General features: G+C 65.3%; 22 protein-coding genes and 1 pseudogene. 7 read left to right on the top strand and 16 right to left on the bottom strand.

Annotation, left to right across the window (positions count from 1 at the left end; all coding sequences use genetic code 11):
- Nucleotides 1–8: 8 nt before the first annotated feature.
- From HTIA_RS11140 to HTIA_RS11125, 4 genes are all read right to left on the bottom strand, one after another.
- Nucleotides 9–392 (bottom strand): DUF2237 family protein, encoded by a 384-nt coding sequence (locus tag HTIA_RS11140; protein ID WP_008523766.1) that lies wholly within the window; start codon nt 390–392, stop codon nt 9–11.
- Between the two features lie 64 nt (nt 393–456).
- Nucleotides 457–1902 (bottom strand): phosphomethylpyrimidine synthase ThiC, encoded by a 1446-nt coding sequence (gene thiC, locus HTIA_RS11135; protein WP_008523767.1) that lies wholly within the window; start codon nt 1900–1902, stop codon nt 457–459.
- A 144-nt stretch (nt 1903–2046) separates the two neighbouring features.
- Nucleotides 2047–2628, bottom strand: coding sequence for a GNAT family N-acetyltransferase (locus tag HTIA_RS11130; protein ID WP_008523768.1), 582 nt, complete (start codon nt 2626–2628; stop codon nt 2047–2049).
- Nucleotides 2629–2681: 53 nt separating this feature from the next.
- Nucleotides 2682–2990, bottom strand: a complete 309-nt coding sequence (locus HTIA_RS11125) for a DUF7565 family protein (protein ID WP_008523769.1) — start codon at nt 2988–2990, stop codon at nt 2682–2684.
- Nucleotides 2991–3096: 106 nt separating this feature from the next.
- Between HTIA_RS11125 and HTIA_RS11120 the strand changes: the two genes are divergently transcribed.
- Entirely contained in the window at nt 3097–3846 is a 750-nt protein-coding gene (locus HTIA_RS11120) for a PHP domain-containing protein (protein WP_008523770.1), read from the top strand.
- An 8-nt stretch (nt 3847–3854) separates the two neighbouring features.
- Here the strand turns inward: HTIA_RS11120 and HTIA_RS11115 are convergent, their stop codons facing one another.
- The 3 genes from HTIA_RS11115 to HTIA_RS11105 all read right to left on the bottom strand — a co-directional run bounded on the left by HTIA_RS11115 (nt 3855) and on the right by HTIA_RS11105 (nt 6032).
- Nucleotides 3855–4343 (bottom strand): metal-dependent hydrolase, encoded by a 489-nt coding sequence (locus tag HTIA_RS11115; protein ID WP_008523771.1) that lies wholly within the window; start codon nt 4341–4343, stop codon nt 3855–3857.
- Nucleotides 4344–4415: 72 nt separating this feature from the next.
- Entirely contained in the window at nt 4416–4934 is a 519-nt protein-coding gene (locus HTIA_RS11110) for a CinA family protein (RefSeq protein WP_008523773.1), read from the bottom strand.
- 81 nt (nt 4935–5015) lie between these two features.
- Complete coding sequence (locus HTIA_RS11105) at nt 5016–6032, bottom strand: phosphotransferase family protein (protein WP_008523776.1); 1017 nt, start codon at nt 6030–6032, stop codon at nt 5016–5018.
- A gap of 128 nt (nt 6033–6160) precedes the next feature.
- On the opposite strand from HTIA_RS11105, the gene HTIA_RS11100 reads away from it, so the two are divergent.
- Both HTIA_RS11100 and HTIA_RS11095 read left to right on the top strand, forming a co-directional pair.
- On the top strand, nt 6161–8599 hold the full coding sequence (locus HTIA_RS11100) for an ATP-dependent DNA helicase (protein WP_020936373.1): 2439 nt from the start codon (nt 6161–6163) through the stop codon (nt 8597–8599).
- A gap of 63 nt (nt 8600–8662) precedes the next feature.
- Entirely contained in the window at nt 8663–8950 is a 288-nt protein-coding gene (locus HTIA_RS11095) for a hypothetical protein (protein WP_008523784.1), read from the top strand.
- A gap of 123 nt (nt 8951–9073) precedes the next feature.
- On the opposite strand, the pseudogene HTIA_RS15945 reads toward HTIA_RS11095, so the two are convergent.
- Nucleotides 9074–9211, bottom strand: a pseudogene (locus HTIA_RS15945) (type II toxin-antitoxin system PemK/MazF family toxin); the annotation flags it as partial.
- Nucleotides 9212–9331: 120 nt separating this feature from the next.
- On the opposite strand from HTIA_RS15945, the gene HTIA_RS11090 reads away from it, so the two are divergent.
- A complete protein-coding gene (locus HTIA_RS11090) occupies nt 9332–10369 on the top strand; it encodes an ArsA family ATPase (RefSeq protein WP_008523785.1) in 1038 nt (345 codons plus the stop codon).
- An 81-nt stretch (nt 10370–10450) separates the two neighbouring features.
- Nucleotides 10451–11149 carry an SDR family NAD(P)-dependent oxidoreductase gene (locus HTIA_RS11085; RefSeq protein ID WP_008523786.1) on the top strand — a complete coding sequence of 233 codons (699 nt, stop codon included), beginning with the start codon at nt 10451–10453 and terminating at the stop codon, nt 11147–11149.
- 74 nt (nt 11150–11223) lie between these two features.
- Here the strand turns inward: HTIA_RS11085 and HTIA_RS11080 are convergent, their stop codons facing one another.
- From HTIA_RS11080 to HTIA_RS11055, 6 genes are read right to left on the bottom strand one after another with little or no spacing between them, the layout of a single operon-like run.
- The gene (locus tag HTIA_RS11080) at nt 11224–11736 is read right to left on the bottom strand and encodes a hypothetical protein (RefSeq protein ID WP_008523787.1); all 513 of its coding nucleotides are present in this window, start codon (nt 11734–11736) and stop codon (nt 11224–11226) included.
- Entirely contained in the window at nt 11737–12039 is a 303-nt protein-coding gene (locus HTIA_RS11075; protein ID WP_008523789.1) for a hypothetical protein, read from the bottom strand.
- A 43-nt stretch (nt 12040–12082) separates the two neighbouring features.
- Nucleotides 12083–13402 carry a glycerate kinase type-2 family protein gene (locus HTIA_RS11070; RefSeq protein WP_008523790.1) on the bottom strand — a complete coding sequence of 440 codons (1320 nt, stop codon included), beginning with the start codon at nt 13400–13402 and terminating at the stop codon, nt 12083–12085.
- Nucleotides 13399–14235, bottom strand: a complete 837-nt coding sequence (locus tag HTIA_RS11065) for an SDR family oxidoreductase (protein WP_008523792.1) — start codon at nt 14233–14235, stop codon at nt 13399–13401. The genes HTIA_RS11070 and HTIA_RS11065 overlap by 4 nt, the downstream gene beginning before the upstream one ends.
- A gap of 42 nt (nt 14236–14277) precedes the next feature.
- Complete coding sequence (locus HTIA_RS11060) at nt 14278–15087, bottom strand: endonuclease V (protein ID WP_008523794.1); 810 nt, start codon at nt 15085–15087, stop codon at nt 14278–14280.
- 3 nt (nt 15088–15090) lie between these two features.
- Complete coding sequence (locus HTIA_RS11055) at nt 15091–16068, bottom strand: rhomboid family intramembrane serine protease (RefSeq protein WP_008523796.1); 978 nt, start codon at nt 16066–16068, stop codon at nt 15091–15093.
- Between the two features lie 119 nt (nt 16069–16187).
- On the opposite strand from HTIA_RS11055, the gene HTIA_RS11050 reads away from it, so the two are divergent.
- Entirely contained in the window at nt 16188–16637 is a 450-nt protein-coding gene (locus HTIA_RS11050; RefSeq protein WP_020936371.1) for a DUF5788 family protein, read from the top strand.
- Nucleotides 16634–18376 (top strand): DNA polymerase/3'-5' exonuclease PolX, encoded by a 1743-nt coding sequence (gene polX / locus HTIA_RS11045; RefSeq protein WP_008523798.1) that lies wholly within the window; start codon nt 16634–16636, stop codon nt 18374–18376. The genes HTIA_RS11050 and polX overlap by 4 nt, the downstream gene beginning before the upstream one ends.
- Before the next feature lie 58 nt (nt 18377–18434).
- On the opposite strand, the gene xylB is transcribed toward polX, so the two are convergent.
- Both xylB and HTIA_RS11035 read right to left on the bottom strand, forming a co-directional pair.
- The gene (xylB, locus tag HTIA_RS11040; protein WP_021029499.1) at nt 18435–19991 is read right to left on the bottom strand and encodes a xylulokinase; all 1557 of its coding nucleotides are present in this window, start codon (nt 19989–19991) and stop codon (nt 18435–18437) included.
- Nucleotides 19992–20134: 143 nt separating this feature from the next.
- Nucleotides 20135–22105: a methyl-accepting chemotaxis protein gene (locus tag HTIA_RS11035; protein WP_008523800.1), complete on the bottom strand. Its 1971-nt coding sequence runs from the start codon at nt 22103–22105 to the stop codon at nt 20135–20137.
- Between the last annotated feature and the right edge of the window lie 160 nt (nt 22106–22265).

Here is a 22265-nt window from a genome sequence, read left to right as displayed (position 1 = left end):
TCGGCCCCTCACTCCTCGATCGCGTGGGCTTCCAGTGTCTCCAGATCGATTGCTTCCAGCACTGTTTCGTTCGTGGCTTCGAGGACGACCGGCGGGGCGACGCCGGCTTCGTGAGCTTCCAGCCAGCGGCCGACACAGAGACACCAGTGATCTTTGGGATTCAATCCTGGGAAGTCTAGTTCCGGCCGCGGCGTGATCAGGTCGTTGCCCTGCGCTCGCGAGAATTCCAGAAAGTCCTGAGTCATCTTCGCACAGAGATGGTGGCTACCGCGGTCGCCGGGAACCGCGGTGCAGTGGCCGTCGCGCTGATACCCGGTCGAGAGTGTGTTGCTACAGGGTTCGAGTGGCTCGCCCACCACGTTCCGCTGGGCGTCGGGATCGCTCTGTGACATACCGGTGATTACCACGAGGTCCGGGTAACGGTTGGTTTCGGAACGGGTTTTGCCGTGATTTCGCTCAGTCGTCTCCGGACGCGCTCGCGCCCCCGGCGTGGTCACACAGCGCCTCGGGCACGGTCGGGAGACCGCTGGTGTCGTGGGTGCCCGTCGGCGGCAAGTTCACCTCAGCGGCGGGCGAGTCTGCGAGATCAACGTCCGCGTCCAGTCCGTCCATCTCTTCGCCGTCTCTCGCATCCTGGTCGATCCGCATCGAACAGAACGCCGCGCCACACATCGAGCAGTAGCGGGCGTCCTTGTAGTTGTCCTCCGGTAGGGTCTGGTCGTGATACTCCCTTGCGCGACCGGGATCGAGTGCGAGGGTGAACTGCTCGCGCCAGTCGAAGTTGTACCGGGCCTGCGAGAGGGCGTCGTCCCAGTCGCGAGCGCCCGGTTTCCCGGCTGCCACGTCGCCCGCGTGAGCGGCGATCCGGTAGGCCGCCAGACCGTCCCGGACGTCCTCGGCGTCGGGCAATCCGAGGTGCTCCTTGGGCGTGACGTAACACAGCATCGCCGCACCGTGACGGGCGGCCTCGGTCGCGCCGATAGCACTCGTGATGTGGTCATACCCCGGCGCGACATCGGTCACCAGCGGCCCCAGCAAGTAGAAGGGCGCACCGTCACAGACGTCCTGCTGGTGGCGGACGTGCTCGCCGATCTCGTCTAAGGGGACGTGGCCCGGCCCCTCGACCATGACCTGGACGCCCTGGGCCTGGGCGCGCTCGGTCAGTTCACCCAGCGTCTCCAGTTCCGCCAGCTGGGCGTCGTCGTTGGCGTCGGCGAGCGATCCGGGTCGGAGGCCGTCGCCCAGGCTGATCGTCACGTCGTACTCGGCGAGGATCGCACAGATTTCCTCGAAGTGGGTGTACAGCGGATTCTGCTCGCCGTGACTCTCCATCCACTCGGCGAGGATCGACCCACCACGGGAGACGATCCCCGTGATTCGCCCGTCGGTCAGCGCCAGGTGTTCCCGGAGGATGCCCGCGTGGATCGTCTGGTAGTCGGTGCCCTGGGCGGCCTGGGATTCGATCACGTCGAGAAGGAGGTCGGCCGTGAGTTCCTCAGGCGACCCCGCTTGCTTGAGCGCCTCGTAGATTGGAACTGTCCCGAGCGGGACCGGCGAGTGTTCGATCTGGCCGGCCCGGAGTTCCGGAATATCCCCTCCCGTCGAGAGATCCATCACCGTATCGGCCCCGTACTCGATCGCGGTGTGGAGTTTCTCCCGCTCGGTCTCGACGTCGCTCTCGGGTTCACTGTTGCCGATGTTGGCGTTGATCTTCGTCGAGAACTCTTTCCCGATGATCATCGGGTCCAACGAGTCGTGCTCGTGGTTGGTCGGGATCACTGCCTCGCCCGATGCGACTTGCTCGCGGACGAACACTGGATCGCGGTTCTCCCGCTCTGCGACACGTTCCATCGCTGGCGTGATCTCGCCGTCGCGTGCGCGCTGGAGTTGGGTTGCCGTCATCGAGTGTATCATTGTACTACCGGGTTATATAATCTAGTGGTGGCACAGTAGACGACAAGCGACTGGCTTCAGAACCAGCGTCTGGGGAGGCTAATAGAGCGGAGAAGAACTCAGTCGAAAGACAGCCACACGGGAGCAGACGCGTTACCGACTGGTGTCGTATTTGTACGTGGCCTCGTCGGGGTCGATGCCGAAGTCCTCGGCCGACTCCTCGGGTTCGTCAGGGCCGTCGTTCTCGGCGGCGGACTTGAAGGACTCACGGAGGTGTTCGGGCATCGTGAATTCCTCGATAGCGAGTTCGACGGGGACGACGTCGGCGTCGATCGTCTCGCGTTTGGTCTCGAGGCGGTCTTGCAGCGACGGCGGCAGATCCTCGGCATCGAGAGGGCCGAAGCCGAACTGCACGAGGAAGTTAGGTTCGTCGGTCAACGAGTAGACCGTCTCGAAGTCCTGGTCGCTGGCCTCCTGGACCAGTCGCTCGACGACGTGAGCGCCGATACCCTGGTCGCGCCAGGACTCGAGGACCCCGATACTCGTGAGTTCACAGACGTCTCCGTCGTCGCTCTTGTGGAGACGGATCCGGCCGAATCCAGCCCGGTCGTTCGAGCGTTCGTCGACCGCGATGACGTAATCGCGAGATCGAAAGGCCGTCTCGTCCAGGCCCATCTCCTCGATCCGGTCTAACAACCAGACTTCGTCTCGGTTTTTCGCGTCCCGGACGTACATGACGATGGGTTACGCCGCCGGGGGCAAAAGTATTTGCAGGCCGAGGCCAGGACTCAAAAACTCCGCCCGTCGCCGCCTTCGAGCCGATCGACGACCTCGCGGATGTCGGCCGCCTCCTCGATGGTCTCCTTGACGGTCTCGCGGTGGCGGACGTCGGCTGCGCTGGCGTCGTACGACCGGACGTACTCCGCGCGCGTGTGCTCTTCGAAGGCGTGACGGATCGCGAAGTAACCGTCGGGCAGGACCGTCCCACAGACCGCACACTCGATGCGTTCGTGAGCCGTCGACTGATGGACGATCAGATCCTCGACCCGATCGAACGTCTCCCCGCAGCCTTCGATCGTACACTCCCAGCGTGGCATACCCTGACGTATATCGGGAGAGGGGCATAAAGCCACCTTTCGACACCGACCCACCGGACGCGGCCGAACCAGAACGGATTTCTTCGACCGCAGAGAACCCAACGGCGTGACTGCCGTCGATCTCCACGTCAAGGTGCTCGACGAAACGGTCGTCCGACGCGCCAAAGCCAGTGGCCTGGATGTCCTCGTCTACGCGCCACATTTCACGCAACTGGAAGACATCGAGAAGACGGCCGAGCGCTACTCCGACGACGAACTGCTCGTCGTCCCCGGCCGCGAAGTGTTCACCGGCACCTGGCGGGATCGCCGGCACGTCCTCGCGATCGGCCTCGACGAACCAGTCCCGGACTTCATCACGCTCGAGGCCGCGATGGCCGAGTTCGACCGCCAGAACGCGGCCGTGCTGGTTCCTCATCCCTCGTTTTTGACGGTCAGTCTCGAAGCGAAACAGATCGAGCGCCATCGGGACGTGATCGACGCCGTCGAGACCTACAACCCGAAACACTGGCCCCAGCACAACCGCCGCGCGACATCGATCGCACGCGAGTTCGAGTTGCCTGCGTTCGGGTCGTCGTACGCTCACCTGCCGGGAACCGTCGGCGAAGTCTGGACGGCTTTCGACCGGGAAATCGACGACGCGCCCGACCTCGTCGAAGTCCTCCGGAATGGGGCGTCCCGAAGGCCCCGACACCGATCGAGTGTCGACCACTACGCCCGGCGGGCCCTCGAATTCGCACACCTGGGCTGGGAGAACTCAGCCAAGAAGGTCGATCGGCTCTTGCTGTCGGGCCAGGAAGCGACCCACCCCGAACAGTCAGTCTACGACGGTCGCTTCGACGACGCGAGCGTCTATTGACCCGCCACTCACGCGAGTCCGGCGGCCTGAAGTCCGGCTTGGAGGGCAGACTGAGGGACTCGATAGACGATCACGGCCGCTGTCGCGAGTTCGACAGCCGTGACGGCGGCCATCACAGCGTCGGCGTACTTGCTGTCGACCGGGACGCCGACCGGGAGGTTGAACTCGTTGTCCGAGAGCGGATACAACAGCGCGAGGCCGCGACGCGATCCCAAAATGTCGAGGACGAAGTGACTCAAAACCCCGATCCAGACGTACTGGAGGTTCCCGAAGTATACCGGATAGGCCGCGACGACTCCCAGGACGAGAAGGTTGTGCAACGTCTTGCGATGGCGGCCAAAGGCCGTGTCGATGTCCGGGACCATCGCACCCAGGACGACCGGGACGGTGACGGCCGCGATCGTTTCGAAGGTGACGACGTCACCGGACGGTTCGAGCACGTACCCGAGACCGATACTCAAAAGCAGGGCATTGAGAACGTGTCCGCGTTTGTTCATCGACCGAAGCGACGGGGGCCGGCCCCGAAAGCGTTTCTCATGTCGGCGAGATGCTGGTCACCGACCCACCCATCAGAGACGCCCTGCATCGACCGCGTCCAGCAGGTCCGCGAGTGCCTGCTCGGCGATCTGTCGCTTGATTTCGGTTCGAGTTCCATCGAAGCTGTACCGGCGGACCCGCGTCGCCGACTCGCCACTGTCCCACGGCGCGGCGTAGGCCACACCGATGAAGACGGTCCCGACGGGTTTGTCCTCGGTGCCGCCAGTCGGGCCGGCGATGCCGGTCGTCGAGACGCCCCAGGTCACGTCCGCGCGGTCGCGAACGCCCTGGGCCATCTGTCGCGCGACGGGGTCGCTGACGGCCCCTTCCTCGTCGAGAGCTTCCCGGGAGACGGCCAGTTCCGCGCGCTTTGCGTCGTAGGAGTACGTCACCAGCGATCGATCGAAGTAGTCACTGGACCCCGGAATATCAGACAGCAGCGAGCCGATCAATCCACCCGTGCAGGACTCGGCGACCGCGACGGTCTCCCCGCGCTCGCCGAGGGCCGTCCCGACGCGCTCCTCGATCGGCCGTTCGGTCTCGTTCGACATGGCTGGTCAGTGGGTGGCCCAGGTGAAAAACACACGCACCGAATTGTCGCTCCGATCGACCCTCCCGTCGTTCCGACGGTCCTACCGGTCGGACTCGAGTCGCCGCGCGAGGGTCGTGAACTGTTCCCGGTAGTAGGCTTCGGCCCGGGTTCGAGCCAGCGGCGAGGCGTCGGCGTAGATCGAATCGAAGCCGGCCATCCGCCAGACGAGCGTCGAGAACTGATACAGCGGCCTGACGGCCTCGTAGCTCTCCGTTACCTCGAAGTCCGTCTCGATCTGATAACCCTCGTACAGGGACTCTCGGAGAGTCTCGCGCTCGTCACGGTCCCGGAAGATCGAGTCGATAAAGAGAAGTTCGACCTGCGCGAGGTTATACTCCGGATCGCCGGCCAGGGACTGTTCCCAGTCGAGGACTGCCGTGATCTCGGGGCCGTCTGGTTCGATCAGGAGATTGCCCGGCCGGAAATCGTCGTGGACGAGCCGCGGGACGCCCTGCTGGGGCACGGCTGAGAGTCGATCGACCAGGCGTTCGCGAGCAGTCTCCTGAAGGTCCTCGAAGGTCGTCCCGCCTAGCTTCTCGATGTGGCCCTCAGTCAACCCCTCGAAGTAGTCCTGCCAGTCCCAGGAGAGGTCTCGGACGACGAGTCGGCCATTCTCGAGATCCAACCGACCGTATCCCTCGAATGCGATCGTCGAATGCAGGTCACCCAGGATCGCGCCGATCTGGCGCATGAGTTGGCCCCGCTCCTCGAGGGAGAGCCCCTCGAAGTGTTCGTCGAGGTTGTCGCCGTGGATGCGTTCGGTGATGAAATACGGTGGAACGTCCTGTTCTGGGTCTTCTTTAAAGACGAGGATACCGGGGAGTGGAACGTCGGTCCGTTCGGCGACGTACTCGTGGAGGAACGGCTCGACAGCGAAGGTCGAATCGACCTCCGGGGCGAGTTTGACGACCACCTCGTAGGACTCGCCGCGATACTCGACGGTAACGAAGTGACTGTCGGTCCGGGTGTCCCCCGGTGTCTCCTCGAAGGAGAACGACTCGTAGTCCGGCCCGGACTCTGCGAGTATGGCTTCGATGATCTCGTCGGCCGACGACACGTATGGGGGGTAGAAGGGCACACGGTATAAAAATCCCTATCGGTGTGGGCCCAGTGCGGTCACAGTGACAGGCGACGCCCACGTGAATCCGTGGGTTCAAACCCGACCGGGGTCCAGTACCCGTATCGATGGGGACGGGCGAACACGAGGAGGCGACCTGGCGGGAGCGATTCGGCTTCGAAGAGCCCTACGACGACCAGGCCGACGCGATCGAGACGGCGATCGCGGCCGGTCGCCGACAGGGCTTTCTCGCGATGGAAGGCCCGTGCGGGACCGGGAAAACGATGGCCGCCCTCACCGCCGGTGCGACACTCGTCCGCGAAGACGACTACGAGCGCCTGCTCGTGGTGACGCCGGTCAAACAGCAACGCCGCCAGTTCGTCGCCGACCTCCGACAGCTCAACGCCGGCCTCGACGAACCGCTCGCCGGCGTCGCTCTCGTTGGCAAGCGCGACCTCTGTCCCTATGGCCGGGAAGACGTGTTTCCACCGGATTCAGGGGTTCACGATCGCTGTGAGGACCTCCGAGAGAACACGGCTGAACTCGTCGAGAGCGACGGATCGAGCGACGATCGCCCCGTCGCCGACGCGGTAATCCGCCCGCGGAACGACGACGTCTGGTGGGACCCACAGACGGGCAGCGACCTGGCGAAAGCGGCCCGACCCGGCGGGATCGGTCAGCAGGCGGTCGCGGGCGCGCTGTCGACAGCAGGGGCCGAGTCGCCCTATCGCCGAACCCAGCCGACCGCCCCCGACGACATCGGCGGCGAGGACCCGCCGCTTTACTGTCCCTTCGAGGCCGACTGGTACGCCCGCAATCGGGGCTCACCGATCGGCTTCGACGCGGGCGCGGAATCGGTCGTCACCGCCGATGAGTACCTGCCCGGGGCCGTCGAACGGGGGACCTGTCCCCACCGCGCCATGCAGACGCTCGTCGGAGCCGCCGACGTGGTGATCGGCAACTACAACCACCTCTTCGATCCCGCCTCCAGGGGGTTAATCGAGGGCATCCTCGACGAGCGGACGTTCGTGATCGTCGACGAGGCCCACCGCGTAGAGGAGCGCGTCCGGGACCTGCTGTCGGACCGACTCGGTCGCCAGACGATCGTCCAGGCCCGCAACGACTGCCACCAGTTGCTCTCGCTTTCCCGCCAGAGCGGGGATCACAAACGCGAGGTCCGGGCCCACCTCGGCAGCCAGGACGTCCCCCTGGAGGCCGTCGAGCGTGCCCGGGACTTCTACGACGACCTGCTGGGCTGGCTCGACGATCGGATCGCCGACCATCTCGACGACGCAGTGGGGCGAGGCTGGCGGGCCGACGAGACGGCGTTGCCGGCCCACGACCTGGAGATCCCGCTCCGCGATCCCGACGAGCCCGAACCCGACGAACTCACGCGCTGGGCCGAGCAGGCGGGCTACGACGGCGGACTCTTCCGGCAACTCGATACGATCGGCCTGGCCGTCGAGGACGCGAGCGAGGAACTCGGCATCGGGCGCACGCCCGTCGTCGCCGCTGCCGGCGTGATCGCCCGCCGGTGGTGGGAGCGCGACCACGCGAGGACGTTCCGGGAGATCGAACTCGATCACTCCCCACGAGACGACCAGCGCATCGAAGGCTGGCGATCGACGTACACCGCCGGGCTGACGCTGTTCGATTGTCTGCCGGCGGAATCGCTGGCGTCGACGTTCGACGACGTCGGCGGCGGGATCCTGATGAGTGCGACGCTCGCCCCGCTCGACGTGTTCACGCGCGTGGCCGGGCTCGACGCGCTGGGTGGCGATGGGGGCGGTGGCGCTGGCCAGCCAGCCGGAGACCAGGACGACGGTCGCTCCGTCCTGACCCGTTCCTATGGCCTCTCCTTTCCGCCGGCGAACCGGGCAAGCTGGATCGTCGACGCGACGCCGTTTACCGCGCGAAATCGTGGCGATCCAGCGACGATGGAACCGCTCGGCAACGAGTGGAACTCGACCCGAGACGAGTACGCCCACGTCCTACGGGCCATCGCTCGCAACCCGGGCAACGTCCTGATCGCGATGCCGAACTACCGCGAGGCGACCTGGGCCGGCGCGTATCTCGACGGCGCGGTCGAGAAGCCCGTCCTCGTCGACGAGTCCTCCAGCAACGAAGCGACGGAGGACCTCAAAGGATCGTTCTTCGCCGGCGAGGGGAAGGTGCTGGTCACGAGCACCCGCGGGACGCTCACCGAGGGCGTCGACTACGACGGCGCGAAGCTCCGGGCGGCGGCGGTCGTCGGCGTCCCCTTAGTCAACATCGGCTCGCCCCGCGTCCGGGCCGTCCAGCGCGCCTACGGCGACGTCTTCGGCGAGGACCACGCCTTCGAGTACGCGCTGACGATTCCGGCGGTCAGGCGCGCCCGCCAGGCGATCGGCCGGGTGATCCGCGGGGCTGAGGAGGTCGGCGTCCGGGCCTTCGTCGGGGCGCGGTACACACCCGACGCCCGCCACTCGGTCTACGGGTATCTCTCGCCGGCCGAACGCGAGGAGTTCGTCACCATGAGTCCGGAGTTCCTGCCCGACCAGATCGATCGGTTCTGGGCGGAGCGGTGAGTCGGCGATCGCTGCGTTCAGTCGTCCAACACACCTAAGATGGTCGAACTATCGTCTTTCGGTATGCCCCAGCTGACGAGATGGATCGAGGAATTCTTTTATGCGTATCTGTACGGGGACTGGGAATCCGTCTCTCACAGTCTCTGGGTGTACGGCCACCTGTCAATCCTCCTCGCCACTGCGCTTGTCGGGTATACGTTCGCCCGACAACGATACCTGTTGACGCTGCTTGTGCTCCCGTTTCCCCTTGTGTACTTCTACAAGCGTCATCAAAAAGCCCGAACGTACAAGGTTCAGTCGGACACGCCGATCGAACCCGGTGAAGATTACGATCCGAACGAACACCGCTGAAGCGCTCTCGGAATGTCGTGCCGTCCGTGTACATCTCGATCTCGATCGGATTCACCAAAACTGCACCGCAGCAACTCATGCACCGTTCGATACCACCCCACGGCAAGTAGTCAGTGCGATCGATCAAATCTCGACAAGACCCAGGCTGTATTCGAGTGCGGTATCCACTTCCGCCATGCGCTCGGCCGGGATCGACCCGAGGTTCTCACGGACTCGGTGCTCGATCGAGATCGTCCGGATCTGACTACAGAGCGCGACCGAGTATCTACTCGAATTCAGGCGTCGAACTCATGGTGGTGAGTACTGGACAGCAGACGAAGTCGACCCGTACGCGCGTCCCACGACCGGGAAGTTCGTAAGGCCGGGCAGGAAAGACCGTCCATGAACGACATCGACGTCGAGGCCGTCGAGGAGATCGACGAGTCGGTCGTCCCGAGCGGAATCGAGGGGCCGGAGTACGTCCTCTACGGCGGGAAGGGCGGCGTCGGCAAGACGACGATGGCGGCGGCAACGGCACTCGCCAGCGCCCGCGACGGGACCGCCACGCTGGTCGTCTCGACCGACCCCGCCCACTCGTTGTCGGATACGCTGGAGACGGACATCCCCGCCGAGCCGGCCCAGATCCGCGAGGACATCCCCCTCTACGCCGCCGAGATAGATCCCGAAGCAGCCCTCGGCGACGACCCGCTCGGCCTCGAGGGCGGTGGACTCGGTGGCCTCGGTCAACTGCTTGGCGAGGACGTCACCGACCCCTTTACGAACGCGATGCCTGGCACGGACGAAGCGGCTGCAATTCGACTGCTCATCCGGTATCTCGACGACGAGCGCTTCGACCGGGTCGTGGTCGACACGGCTCCCACCGGCCACACACTCCGACTGCTCGAACTCCCCGAAGTGATGGACACGATGGTCGGGAAACTGCTGTCCTTCCGCGAGCGCCTGAGCGGGATGATGGGCACCATCACGGGGATGTTCGGCGACGCAGACGAGGAGGACATCGAGGAGGGCCTCGACGACCTGCGCGTCCTCCGGGAGCGGATCGAGCGCCTCCGGACGATCCTTCAGGACCCCCAGAAGACGGACTTCCGGGTCGTCATGGTGCCCGAGGAGTTGAGCGTCATGGAGTCCGAGCGCCTCCTTGAGCGACTGGCCGCCTTCGACATCCCCGTCGGGACGATCGTCGTCAACCGCGTGATGGAAGACCTGGCCGACGTCGCGGACGTCGAGACCGACTGGTACGTCTCGCCGAACCTGGAGACGTGTGAGTTCTGCCAGCGGCGCTGGGACGTCCAGCAGAAGGCGCTCGAACGCTCCCAGGACGTCTTCCGGGGCCACGACGTCCGGCGGGTGCCGCTGTTCGCCGACGAAGTCCGTGGCGAGCAGTTGCTGCGGGTCGTCGCCGCCTGTCTCGAGGAGTAGCCGGCCGCGCTGTCGATTTATCCGCCTTCTCTGCAGCCGCCAGTGACAACATCCAAACCGACTCACGACCAACGTCCGACGATGGAGCCAAATCTGCTGGAAACACTCGATGGACAGGTTGCCCTCGTCACGGGAGCGAATCGAGGTATCGGTCGCGAAATCGCCAGCGGCCTCGTCGAACTCGACGCGACAGTCTACGGCGGTGTCCGTGATCCGACGGCGGCCCTTCCGGACGGTGTCGAGGCTGTCGAGATCGACGTGACCGACGAATCCATGATCGAGAGCGCGGTCGAAGAGGTAGTCACCGCCGGCGGCCAGCTCGACGTCCTCGTCAACAACGCCGGCGTCGGCGGGGCCGGTGCAGGTCTCACGGACGTCGACAGCGAGGCCTTCGATCGAATCCTGGACGTGAATCTCCGCGGGCCGTCACTACTGAGTAAGTACGCACTTCCGCACTTGCTGGAGACGGACGCCCCACGGATCGTGAACGTCTCCTCCGGCGTGGGCATTCTCGCCGACCCGATCGAATCCGAAATGCCGGCCTACCGGATCTCGAAAGCTGGCATCAACGCCCTGACGGTCTCGCTTGATCAGACCCACGGCGAAGACGGACTCATCGCCAACTCCGTCGATCCCGGCTGGGTGGCGACCGACCTCGGCGGCGAGGAGGCCCCGCGCGAACCCGAGAAAGGGGCCGAGACGCCGATCTGGCTGTCACGCTTCGGTCCGGGGTCGCCGAGCGGCCTCTTCTGGAAAGACAAGCAAGTCATCGACTTTTGAGCGAGCGGGAAACGGTCCGTCGTCTGCCCTTCGATTCGTGGTTGAAAGCGACGAAGAAGACGACAGAGTCTGTGTCATGGCTCTTCAAGCAGCGAGCGAGCGCGCTGGACGTAGCTATTGGCGTCCCAGCTCCGGGCGTCACTGATCTCGTCGAGGAGCCCCTGTGCAGCCGTCGACGATAGCTGTCCGGACCGAACGAGAACCGAAAGCAGCGTCGGGGTCGTGACGAGCCGGGTGTCGGCGAGCGACGCGTGGATCAGCCCGAGCTGGTTGAACTCGTCACAGAGGAACAGCGCCGCGTCGAGATCGTTCGCCAGGGTGACGGCGGCGTTCTCGCCGTCATCGAGCGGGAAGTCGGCGTCGAGATCGACCGATCGCGTCTCGAACGCGTCAGTTCGGTCGAGGACGGCCGTAGCCGCCCGACCGTGCTCGTCATCGTAAGCGGCGATCTCTCGGAGTTCGTCGACGACTACCGTCGGGACGACGACCGCGTATCGATCCAGTGACAGCGCGAGTGGATCGGGATCCGCTTTCGCCACGATCGCGAGGCTGACGAGTGCGGAGGCATCGGCGACGAGGACCGACATCTATGCGTCCGCGACCTCGTCGACGAAGTCCCGGTCGAGTTGCTGTTTCAACACCCGGAGGTTCGCGGCCTCTTCGGCACCGACGAGTGCTTTGAGTTGGTCGAAAGAGATCTCGTCGTCGTAGTAGGCGGCCGCGATCTCCTGGGTGAGCGCGTCGTCGTGGGTCGCGTCCTGCAGGTACTCCCGAAGCGCCGTCACGAGAATGTCCGTCCGGTCCTCGCCGAGAACGTCCGCGAGTGCGTCCGTCCGATCGACGAGTCGATGCGGCGCTCTGAACTGGACGCGCTTCTTGTCGCTGCTCATTATGTGTACAATGTGAGCCAAACCACTTAGCGTTTGAGGTGAGTCACGCCTCGATCACGAACACCCGCAGATCGTTGACGTTCGTCCCCGTCGGCCCGGTCTCGATCACCGCGTTGGATTCTTCGAGCGCCGGCAGTGCGTCGTTCTCCAGCAGTGCGGCCCGACCACGCTGTGGGTTCGAGAGCGTTTCGCCGTCGACGATCGCACCGGCAACTTCGGTGCCGCCGTCCTCGCCGTCAGTGTCGACGCTGGCACAGACGATCCCCTCAGACCGTTCGACGGCGACCCGGAGCGCGAATTCGAGGTTCGGGCCGCCGTCGCCCTTACCCATGACCGTGACCGTCGTCTCGCCAGCCGAGAGCAGCACGGTCGGCGGTTCGACGGGTGTTCCGGTGGCTGCAGACTCCTCAGCGATGGCGAGTTGAGAAAGGGCTGCCTCGGTCGCCTCGCCGCGAACCCGCGAGGACAGGACGAGCGGTTCGTACCCGGCCTCGCTGGCGATGTCGCGAGCAGCCGACAGTGCCGTCCAGGCGTCGGCGAGGACGTGGTTGTCGACGTGGCCCAGGACGGCCGGATCGGTGGGCGTCTCCGCGCGCTCGCCGGCCACACCAGCTTCGAGGTGCTCGCGGACCACAGCGGGGACAGCCACGTCGTAGCGATCCAGGATCTCGAGGGCATCCTCGTAGGTGGTCGCGTCGGGTGCGGTCGGCCCGCTGGCGATCACGCCGGGGTCGTCGCCGACGACGTCCGAGAACAGCAGGCCGACGACTGTCGCCGGGGCTGCTGCCCGGGCCAGCCCGCCGCCCTTGATCGCCGAGCAGTGTTTGCGAACGGCGTTGATCTCGTTGATCGACGCGCCGCTCTCGACGAGTTCCTCGGTGGTGGCCTGGAGGTCGACGAGGGTGATGTCGCCGGCGGGCAACGCCAGCAGCGCGCTCCCGCCGCCCGTGATCGGCGCGAGGACGAGCGTCCCCTCGCCCAGTCCCTGGGCTCGCTGGAAGATCCGCCGGGCACCCGCCAGACTGTCGGCGTCGGGGATCGGATGACTTCCCGCGACTGTCTCGACGGTGTCAGTCGCAACTGGTTTCGTCGAGACGACGAGCCCCCGATCGAGGTAGCCCTCGAGGTGGCGTTCGAGTTCGCGGGCGACGACGTCGGCGGCCTTCCCGCCGCCGAGGACGACCACCGAGTCGTAGGCCGCGAGGTCGTATTGGCTGTCAGCGACGGTCAAGACGTCCTCCTCGACCGAGATCGACTCCCGGAGGACGCGCTCGGGCGTCGCCGCCTCGATCCCCGCTTCGACGCAGGACAGCGCGACGTCGTGGGCCGGCGTCGTCGCCAGCCGATCGCGGTCGGCTATCATCGTCCGAGCCGGGTCACTCGCTGAAATAGACCGAATGCGGCGTCTCGCCAGCGATCGGGAAGGTATCGCAACGCCAGGATCAGTTTCGCGCCGTGACCCACCACGTAGCGTGGATCGGGGTCGGTCATCGCCGCGGCGTCGTAGATCACCGTCGCGACCTCCGCGGGTGAGATCCCGAAGACGCCGTCGTACTCGATCGCCCGCCGGTCGTCCTGGCCCTCGTAGATCGCGTCGTACGCCCCGGACTGTTCGAGCCGTTCGCGACTCGCGTCGGTCCGGTCGGCAAACGACGTCTCCACGACGCCCGGTTCGACGACGACCACGTCGACGCCGTGGGGGCCGACCTCGGCCCGGAGGGAGTCGCTCATCGCTTCGAGGGAGAACTTCGAAGCCGCGTAGGCACCCATACCGGGGACGGCAAGCCGACCCTGGAGGCTGGAGACGTTGACGATCGTCCCCGCCGCCTGCTCGCGCATGTGGGGTAAGACGGCTCGAATGAGTCGGTGGGGGCCATAGAGGTTGACGTCGAACTGGTCGTGGAGTGCGTCGGTCGGCACGTCTTCGACCGGGCCGAACTGGCCGGTTCCGGCGTTGTTGACCAGACAGTCGATCCGGCCTTCTTCGTCGATGATCCGGTCGACGACCCGCTCGACTGCGCGGGCGTTCGTGACGTCCAGGGCAGCCGTCTTCGCGCCGGCGTCGGCGAGGTCGGCGATATCGTCGGTGTCCCGAGCGGTCGCGTAGACTGTCCAGTCCTCTTCGAGAAAGCGTTCGGCGCTCGCTCGGCCGACGCCAGACGAACAGCCGGTGATGAGTGCGATGTGGTCTTCCATACGGTCGCCGTCGAGCGGGGAGAAGTAAGCCCTGGCGGTCGATCAGTCCGGACTGCCCGCACGCTTTTGGCGATCGGCGGCCCGGTCGGCCAGCCGCGTGGGCTCGGGTAGCTTGTACCCACCAGCGCATTGGGCTACGATGTCTGCGGTCGTTTCCGCGCTCACGCGGTGGCCCGGACTGACGTACAGCGGGTTGATCGACGTCGACCCGGAGTCGTACTGGCGGGTCTGGACCGCGTGGCCGATGACGGTCCCGGACTCGGTGGTCTCGACACTGTCGTCGGCCTCGATCGGGATGCGTGCGCCCGCTTCCATCCGGTCGGGGATCGGCTCGGCCGGCGTGCCACAGAGGAGGTTCTTTGCGACGCCGATGGCGGGGACGTCCACCACGACGCCGATGTGGGTCGCCAGGCCGGCTTCCCGGAAGTGGATACGCCCGCTGCCGTCGACGACGAGCAAGTCAGGTTCGACAGTGAGGTTCGACAGCGCCGCGAGAATCGCCCCACCCTCGCGGAAACTCAGCAATCCAGGGATGTACGGAATTTCGGTGTCGAGGACAGCGTACGCCCGATCGACGATACGTCCGTCCTGCAGGGCGACGACGGCGCTCAGGGCTCGATCGCCATCGTCGAGAAACGCCTGATCGACACCCGCGACGATCGGGCCGTCGCCGGTGAGTCGGTGCTGATCGTCGTCCCCCAAATCGACTGGTGAATCAAACTCGATCGCTGCGGGATCGAAGGCGAAGGCGTCCTCGAAGACGGCAACGTCGGCGATTTCACGCTGCAGAGATTCCATCTCCTCGCGGGAGAGCGAGGGATCGGGGACGAATTCGGGGCAGACTGGCTCCATCGCTCAGAACGGCCCGCGACCGCGACCCGGACCGCCCGGGCCACCCGGTCCGCCGGGGCCGCGACCGCCGCCGCCGAGTTGGAGTTGGTTGGGAAGCCGAATCCGGTCACGGACGTGCTGGCCGTAGGCGAGACCGATCGCGAGGCCGATCAGGTGGGCAGCGTTGGCGACGCCACCGCCGCCAGTACCGAACATGCCGAGGACGTTGATCGCGACCATCCCGATCGTCAGCAACCAGATCGGCACGGGAATGACGAAGTACAGATACACGCGCAGGCCGGGGTTCAGGATCGTCAAGACGCCCAGGATCGCCAGTGCAGCGCCGCTGGCACCGAGGACACCCCCCATATCGCTCTGGACGAGCATGATCACGATCTGTCCGAGGCCGGCGAGAACACCGCTGGCCAGAAACAGGAGCGTGAAATCACGCGAACCGACGTAGTCCTCGACCAGCCGGCCGAAGAAGAAGATCACGATCCCGTTGAGGAAGATGTGGCTGACGCTGCCGTGGGAAAATATCGACGTGAACCACGTCCAGACGTACTCGGGGTGTTCGGCCTGCAGAATGAAGATACTGCGATAGAGTTCCCACATTTCGGGTGTCGTCGTCACGACCCTCCCGAACTCATTGACATCGAAGCCGATGAACAGCGCTTTGAACAGCTCCTGGGCGAAGAAGGTGACCGCCATCAAGATCAAGAAGACGTACGTCATGTTCCCGCGGAAATACGCCAGCGGGCCGCCGGGTCCGGTATCGATCCCGATCCGATCGAGGAGGCTCTTCGAGGAACTCGGATCGCGGCCCGTCGAGACGCTGTCGTCGAACCCGCTGTCGAAGACCCCCTCGGGATCGTTCCAGTCGTCCAGCCCCGGACAGTCGTGGTTCTCCGGGAGGCGATGTTCCGCACAGAACGTTCCCCCGCAGTGATTGCAGTGATACGGCATATTCGTCTCCGTGCCGCACACGTCACAGGTCGTCATTGCCATCGCATAACGGATCCGTGGGCAAAGAGATTGTGCTTGGCCGAATCCGAGTGGCCTTCGCCGACGCTTCGTCCACCTGACGTGGATTTTTGTCCGTCGGCCCCGGAGAGGCGACCGTGCACGAGTACGAACGCAAACAGCTCCTCGAACGCGTCGGGCGCGAGGCCGCGACCGTTGGCGCGACGATCCCCGACACGATCGAGATCGACGGCGAATCCCTCGATCTGTCGGCGTTCGTCTTCGAGACCCGACGCCAGGAGACTGTCCCGCCGGACCAGCGCGAGCGGGTCGAGGCCGTCAAGACGAAACTTCGCCGTGAGCGCAATCGACGGGTCGAACGGCTCGAAACGGACGCACTGAACTACGACGAAGGCGAGACCCTGGCCGAGTCGATCGTGGGGATCGACCGCGCGCTGGGCGCGCTCGAAGACCTCGAACCTGCAGACGTCGAGGCTGAGCGACAGACCGCGAAGACGGCCGACCGCAAGCGCTGGATGCGGTTCCTCCAGAACGCACTCGGCCAGGACGGCGAGTCGGGCGACCGGCGGGCGCGAGGTGGCCCATGACGGACAACGCCGAACTCGCCGACCGTCTCGAGGAGTTCGCCGACCTGCTCGAAGCCAACGACGTCGAGTACAAGCCACGCGCCTATCGCCGGGCGGCCGAGAACGTCGCCGAGTACCCCGAGGACGTCGCCGACCTCGCCACGGAGGGCGTCAAGGCCGTCGAAGAAATCGACCGCGTCGGCGAGGCGATCGCCGCCAAGATCGTCGAGTACGTCGAGACTGGGACGATCGAGGAACTCGAAGCGTTGCGCGAGGAGTTACCTGTCGAAATGGACGCACTGACGAGCGTCGAGGGCGTCGGTCCGAAGACGGTCGGCACGCTCTACGAGGCACTCGGAATCCAGACCCTCGACGACCTCGAAGCGGCCGCCGAGGCGGGTGAAATTCAGGACGTCTCCGGGTTCGGCGCGAAGACCGAGCAGAACATCCTGGGCGGAATCGACTTCGCCAGGGAAGCCCACGAACGCCAGTTGCTGGGCGAGGCCCGGCCGCGTGGCGAGCGCGTGCGTGAGTATCTCCAGGACGTGGCGGCCGTCGAGCAGTGTGAACTCGCCGGATCGCTCCGCCGCTGGAAGCCGACGATCGGCGACGTCGACGCGCTGGTCGCGAGCACTGAGGGCCCCGCCGTCGTCGAGGCGTTCACCGACTGGGACGGGGCCGACCGGGTGATCGAGGCCGGCGACCAAAAGGCGAGCGTCCGGTCGGGGGGCGTCCGGATCGACCTCCGGGTTATCGACCCCTCGGAGTTCGGCGCGGCGTTGCAGTACTTCACGGGAAGCAAGGACCACAACGTCGACCTGCGCAACCGGGCGATCGACCGGGACCTGAAACTCAACGAGTACGGCGTCTTCGACGTCTCGGCGGTCGCGGACGACGCGGACGATCAGCGGGCGGGCGAGCGCGTCGCCGGCGAGTCAGAGGCCGGCGTCTACGACGCACTCGACCTGTCCTGGATCCCACCGGAGTTGCGGGAGAACCGCGGCGAGATCGCGGCCGCCGCCGAGGGAAACCTCCCCGAACTGGTCGAGATAGACGACCTCAGTGGCGATCTCCACGTCCACACGGACTGGTCGGACGGCAACAACACGATCGAGGAGATGGCCGCGGCCGCCGCCGAGCGGGGCGACGAGTACGTCTGCATCACCGATCACGCGACCGGGCCGGGGATGGTCGGCGGCGTCGGCCTCTCGGACGACGAACTCCGTGACCAGCGTGCGGCAATCGAGGGAGTCGACGAGGCGCGCGACGATATCACAGTGCTGGCCGGCGTCGAAGCCAACATCAGCGCGACCGGAGAGGTTTCGGTCGGCGACGAGGTGCTCGAAACGCTGGATCTGGTCGTCGCCTCGCCACACGCCGGCCTCGACGGCGACGGCACCGATCGTCTGATCGAAGCCGCACGCCACCCCGCGGTGGACGTAATCGGCCATCCGACGGGTCGACAGCTCAATCGCCGCCCCGGACTCGACGTGGACGTGCCCGCCGTCGCCGAGGTGGCGGCCGAGCACGACACGGCCCTGGAGGTCAACGCCAACCCGTACCGACTCGATCTCGAAGGGGGCCAGGTCAAGCGGGCCATCGAAGCGGGGGCGACAATCGCCATCGACACCGACGCCCACCGACCCGAATCGTTCGATTACAGGCGCTTTGGCGTCCACACCGCGCGGCGCGGCTGGGCGGAAGACGGTGACGTACTCAATGCTCGCTCGGCTGACGGCCTCCGTGCGTTCCTCGACTGACTCCGTCCGGCCCAAAAGACGGGTTCGACAGTGCCAGAAAACAACGGTTACGGGGCGATCACTCGTCGAGGATGTCCTGGGCGGATTCGATCGCGGCGCTGTTCTTGGCGAAGGAGTCTTCCAGCGCAGGGTACAGCGACTCGTAAATGTCGTAGTACTCGTCGTAGACGCGGGTGTGCTGTTCGATCGGTTCGACGCTGTCGACGATGTCGACCGCCCGCTCGGTCGCGTCTTCGACGCTGTCGTAGACGTCAGCCCCGACGCCGGCAAGGAGTGCCGAGCCGTAGGCCGGCCCCTCGTCGACGTTCGGCGTCAGGATCTCCGCGTCGAAGATGTCCGCCTGGATCTGCTTCCACAGCGGGCTCTTGGCGCCACCGCCGGCCGCCTTGAGCTGGCCGGTGTCGACGCCGAGGTCGTCACGCACGATCCGGAAGGAGTCACGCAGGCCGTAGGTGACGCCCTCGAGCACCGACCGGACGACGTGGGATTTGTCGTGGCGGGTCGAGAGCCCGAAGAAGACCCCCCGGGCGTCGGCGTCGCGGTGGGGCGTCCGCTCGCCGTTGAGGTACGGCAGGAAGATGAGTCCCTCCGACCCCGGCTCGACGGTCGCGGCCTCGTCGGTCAGCACCTCGAAGGAATCGTTGCCCAGTTGGTCGGCGACGACCGCCTCTGGCCCGCCGAGCGTGTCGGAGAACCAGCTGAACGCGCCACCGGCCGAGAGCATCACGCCCATCGCGTGCCACTTGCCCGGGACAGCGTGACAGAACGTGTGGACCCGCCCCTCGGGGTCCGTTCGTTCGTCGTCGGTCGCGACGAAGATGACGCCGGACGTGCCGATCGAGCCCCAGACGTCGCCGTCCTCGACGACCCCCGACCCGACAGCGCCCGCGGCGTTGTCACCGGCACCGGCGACGACCGGCGTCTCGGCCGGCAGTCCCGTCCGTTCGGCGACGGCATCCGTGATCGAACCGGTGACCTCCGGGGACTCGTAGACATCCGGCAGGAGGTCCCGCGAGATGTCGAGTTCGTCGAGGATTTCGGGCGACCAGTCGCGCTCGCCGACGTCGAGCAGGAGCGTCCCCGAGGCGTCGCTGACGTCCGTGGCGAACGCCTCGGTCAGTTTGTACCGGATGTAGTCCTTGGGCAGCAGGATCCACTCGGTCTGGTCGTAGACCTCGGGTTCGTGCTGCTGGACCCAGAGAATCTTCGGTGCGGTAAAGCCCTCGAACGGCGGGTTCGATGCGAGTTCGATGATCCGATCCTCGCCGACGCGCTCCTCGATCTCGTCACACTGCGCGGAGGTTCGCGTGTCGTTCCAGAGGATCGCCGGACGGAGGACATCGCCCTCGTCGTCGAGGAAGACCGACCCGTGCATCTGGCCGGTGAGGCCGAGGGCTTCGACCTCGGCCGGATCGACGGCGGGATCCTCGAGGACGGCCTCGATGCCGTCGAGCGTTGCCTCCCACCACTCGGCCGGGTCCTGCTCGGACCAGCCGACTTCGGGCTGATAGAGCGGGTACGCTTCGGTATTCGTCGCGAGAACCTCCCCGTCGGCGTTCGCGACGAGGGTCTTTACGCCTGAGGTCCCCAGGTCGAGTCCCATCAAAAGGCTCATTGTACGTCTGTGTACTCGCCATTTCTAGGGTTAAATGTTGCTGTTCTTCGCGTCGGCGAGACTCGAAATCGGCCAGCAGAGACGACCACCGGACTGAAACCCGCGAAAACAGGCGAGCGACCCTCGAAACCGAACGCTTGGCGTTACTCCCCTTCCTCGTCACGCGGCCCGGTCGGGAAGTAGAACTCGTGTTCGGACTGGGTCTCGAAGCGATCCAGCACGTCGTGCAGCGGCCCGGCGTACCGGATGAGGTCGTCAGCACGCTGTGAGACTTCGTTGAGTTCCGCGGCCTGTTCTTCGGCCGCGCCCGCGACGCTCTCGGATTCTTCGAGCGTTTCCTCGGCGAGATCGACGACCGCCGCGACCGTCCGGGCCACCTCGTCGATCTGGGCGAGTTGGTCTTCGAAGTCGATATCGGGGTGCTCAGCAGCGAAGTCGTCGAGTCGGGCAGAGATCGCGTCGATCTCCTCGGAGATCTCCTGGAGGCGTTCCTGCTGCTCGTAGGCGTCGTCGGAGATGCGCTGGACCGAGTCGGCCACCTGCTCTGAGGCCTCCTGGACGCTATCGGCGGAGTTGAGCACGATCTCGCCGGACTCTTCGACCTCGTCGGCGAAGCTCTTGAGCTGACCGGTGGTCTTCTCGAGTTCGTCGATCATCTCGTTGAACTCGCTGGCGATCCGGTCCATCGCCTCGTTCTCCCCGTCTATCTCCATGCGACGGGTGAGGTCTCCGGCCGCACACTGTTCCATCGTCTGGCTGTACTCCTCGGCTTTCTCCTGGAGATACTCGCTCATCTCCATGGCCTCGGCCCGGGAGACCTCGGCCTCTTTCCGGGCCTGCTCGGCCTCGGAGATCTGCTCGCGCAGCGCGTCACGCATGTTGTCGAAGCCGTCGTAGAGCCGGCCGATCGAGTCGATCCGGGTAGAGTGAATCGGCACGTCGAGGTTCCCCTCCTCGATCTCCTCGGCCTTCCGGCGGAGCCGATCGACAGCGCTCGCCGTCGAGTACCCGAGAATGGCTCCGACGCCGCCGATCAACACCACGGCCAGGACCGTCACGATGTTGCCCCACTGCGAGATCGTCTGGACGAATCCGAAGAGGTCGCTGGTCGGCGCATGGGTCACGATCGCCCACGGCGGGTCGATCACGTCACCGTCGATTGACGCGTACCCGACAGCGTACTCCTCGTCGAGGACGCTGGGGTCGTTTCCGACGATCCGGACGCCGGTCGTCCGCTGTTGTCCGTCGGCGGGTGCAGCCATCGCTTTCTGAATCGTCTCACTGTTGCCGTAGGTGCCGAGGACGTTCGACGCTGCCCCGTCTGCAGGCCCTCGAGTGTCGGCCTGGACGGAGTTGTTGGCGTTGACCACCTGTGAGAAGTGGGTGTCGGCGTCGCCTTCCGTCAGCCCCTCGTTCTTGATGGCCCTGGCCAGGTCCTCGACGCGGAACTCCATGTAGAGATACCGGTTGGCGACGTTGTGCTCGACGCGCTTGATGAAGCCGACGACCGGTTCCCCCGAGACTTCATACACCTCGGTCATCTGAACCTGCGGATACTCGCCGATACCGAGCTGGAGGTCTTTCAGCAATGGGTGGCTCGTCTCCGCGACGGAGATGGTCTCTGACTGGAGAAGTCCCCGGTTGACCTCCTCGATGGAGTCACCCGCGTACTGCATCGCGACGATCTCGGTCTGGTTGTTCGGCGAGAGGAGGTATATTGCATGTGACCCGTTAGCTAGCTCCGAGAACAGTGGCCGCGCCAACTGACGGTTGAGCGTCCCCCGTTCGGAGAGATCAGCGCCCAGTCCGTCGTTCGTCGAGGCGAGGTCGACCGTCACCGCGTTGCGTTGCACCCACTGTTCGACGATCGACGCCTGCTGTGAAGCAAGGCGCTCATACTCTTCTTGGGTGTCGTCTTCGACCTGATCAGCGAGTGCGCCCGTCGCCGTGAACCCGATCCCGGCCAGGATGATCCCCATGATCGCCAAGACCAAAGCGAATTTCAGCGCGAAGCGCTTTCTGATGACGTCCGGAACGACCGTCGCCAGTAGACGGCCAATTGCACTACCCCTTGCGTCGTCATCCGTAGATTCGATGTCTGATTCGTGGCTCATTGTTTGTCAAAAATCGAGCTGTTGTAAACCGATAATGCCATCCGTATTCATTGTTTTTATTCTCTGTACTACAAATACGAAAATCATTGTTAATATATCTACTCCCTCCCCCACTCGCAGCAATAAACAAGCGTCGAGAGGTCGATTCAGCGCGCGAAGA

It is taken from the genome of Halorhabdus tiamatea SARL4B, from assembly GCF_000470655.1.
GTDB classification, from domain to species: Archaea; Halobacteriota; Halobacteria; order Halobacteriales; family Haloarculaceae; genus Halorhabdus; species Halorhabdus tiamatea.
The sequence above is the reverse complement of the archived record's forward strand: the minus strand, read 5'-3'. Positions and strand labels throughout refer to the sequence as shown.

Excerpts from the sequence above, each read along its gene's own strand:
- HTIA_RS11140 (WP_008523766.1), bottom strand. The coding sequence starts at position 392 with ATGTCACAGAGCGATCCCGACGCCCAGCGGAACGTGGTGGGCGAGCCA.
- thiC (WP_008523767.1), bottom strand. The coding sequence starts at position 1,902 with ATGACGGCAACCCAACTCCAGCGCGCACGCGACGGCGAGATCACGCCA.
- HTIA_RS11130 (WP_008523768.1), bottom strand. The coding sequence starts at position 2,628 with ATGTACGTCCGGGACGCGAAAAACCGAGACGAAGTCTGGTTGTTAGAC.
- HTIA_RS11125 (WP_008523769.1), bottom strand. The coding sequence starts at position 2,990 with ATGCCACGCTGGGAGTGTACGATCGAAGGCTGCGGGGAGACGTTCGAT.
- HTIA_RS11115 (WP_008523771.1), bottom strand. The coding sequence starts at position 4,343 with ATGAACAAACGCGGACACGTTCTCAATGCCCTGCTTTTGAGTATCGGT.
- HTIA_RS11110 (WP_008523773.1), bottom strand. The coding sequence starts at position 4,934 with ATGTCGAACGAGACCGAACGGCCGATCGAGGAGCGCGTCGGGACGGCC.
- HTIA_RS11100 (WP_020936373.1), top strand. The coding sequence starts at position 6,161 with ATGGGGACGGGCGAACACGAGGAGGCGACCTGGCGGGAGCGATTCGGC.
- HTIA_RS11095 (WP_008523784.1), top strand. The coding sequence starts at position 8,663 with ATGCCCCAGCTGACGAGATGGATCGAGGAATTCTTTTATGCGTATCTG.
- HTIA_RS11090 (WP_008523785.1), top strand. The coding sequence starts at position 9,332 with ATGAACGACATCGACGTCGAGGCCGTCGAGGAGATCGACGAGTCGGTC.
- HTIA_RS11085 (WP_008523786.1), top strand. The coding sequence starts at position 10,451 with ATGGAGCCAAATCTGCTGGAAACACTCGATGGACAGGTTGCCCTCGTC.
- HTIA_RS11080 (WP_008523787.1), bottom strand. The coding sequence starts at position 11,736 with ATGTCGGTCCTCGTCGCCGATGCCTCCGCACTCGTCAGCCTCGCGATC.
- HTIA_RS11075 (WP_008523789.1), bottom strand. The coding sequence starts at position 12,039 with ATGAGCAGCGACAAGAAGCGCGTCCAGTTCAGAGCGCCGCATCGACTC.
- HTIA_RS11070 (WP_008523790.1), bottom strand. The coding sequence starts at position 13,402 with ATGATAGCCGACCGCGATCGGCTGGCGACGACGCCGGCCCACGACGTC.
- HTIA_RS11065 (WP_008523792.1), bottom strand. The coding sequence starts at position 14,235 with ATGGAAGACCACATCGCACTCATCACCGGCTGTTCGTCTGGCGTCGGC.
- HTIA_RS11060 (WP_008523794.1), bottom strand. The coding sequence starts at position 15,087 with ATGGAGCCAGTCTGCCCCGAATTCGTCCCCGATCCCTCGCTCTCCCGC.
- HTIA_RS11055 (WP_008523796.1), bottom strand. The coding sequence starts at position 16,068 with ATGACGACCTGTGACGTGTGCGGCACGGAGACGAATATGCCGTATCAC.
- polX (WP_008523798.1), top strand. The coding sequence starts at position 16,634 with ATGACGGACAACGCCGAACTCGCCGACCGTCTCGAGGAGTTCGCCGAC.
- xylB (WP_021029499.1), bottom strand. The coding sequence starts at position 19,991 with ATGAGCCTTTTGATGGGACTCGACCTGGGGACCTCAGGCGTAAAGACC.
- HTIA_RS11035 (WP_008523800.1), bottom strand. The coding sequence starts at position 22,105 with ATGAGCCACGAATCAGACATCGAATCTACGGATGACGACGCAAGGGGT.